Genomic DNA, 625 nt, shown 5'->3' with positions numbered 1-625 from the left:
TCGCCGCCGCAGCAATCTACGCGGCGTCGCTTCTCTGCAACGAGAAGAAGACCCAACGCGAAGTCGCCGAAGTCGCACAGGTCACTGAAGTCACCATCCGGAACCGCTATCAAGAACAAATCGAGGCGATGGGTATCCACACCTAAGGTGCGTCTCCGACAACGCACCGACTCGATACTTCGCATCGCGTGACATTCGCATCGCGTGACTGCGTTCCGCGCCGCGTGATGGCCGTCGGTTTCGTCGACAGACACTCTTCTTTCCGCTGACTCACATTCGCTATTCCTCTTTGGTGCTACTCGTTCCTCGTTTCGACGAAACCTGTCCGCATCGCCGAAGGTTCATACCCGCGGCCGCCCCACAGTTCGGTAATGCGGCTCGACGAGTACATGGACATCGAGCGGGACGAACGTGCCGAGCGGCGGCGTCTCGCCGAAGAGAAGTCCTACGGCATCCTCGACCATCTCGAAACGTTCCAAGACCGGTTCGAGGAGACGGTTCAGGGCGACTCCCTTTACGGCGGTGTCTCGCCGTCTATCTTCGTCGGCCGGTCGACCTATCCGCGTGTCTCGACGGGTATCCTCTCGCCGGTCGGGCACGACGAGGACGCTGCGGCCTTCGAGAC

2 pseudogenes are annotated in these 625 nt (G+C 60.6%); both read left to right on the top strand.

Annotation, left to right across the window (positions count from 1 at the left end):
* Positions 1–146: pseudogene (locus tag QT222_RS00155) on the top strand (transcription initiation factor IIB); the annotation flags it as partial.
* 225 nt (positions 147–371) lie between these two features.
* Positions 372–625: pseudogene (locus tag QT222_RS00150) on the top strand (hypothetical protein); the annotation flags it as partial.

It is taken from the genome of Haloferax sp. s1, from assembly GCF_058382125.1.
The sequence above is the reverse complement of the archived record's forward strand: the minus strand, read 5'-3'. Positions and strand labels throughout refer to the sequence as shown.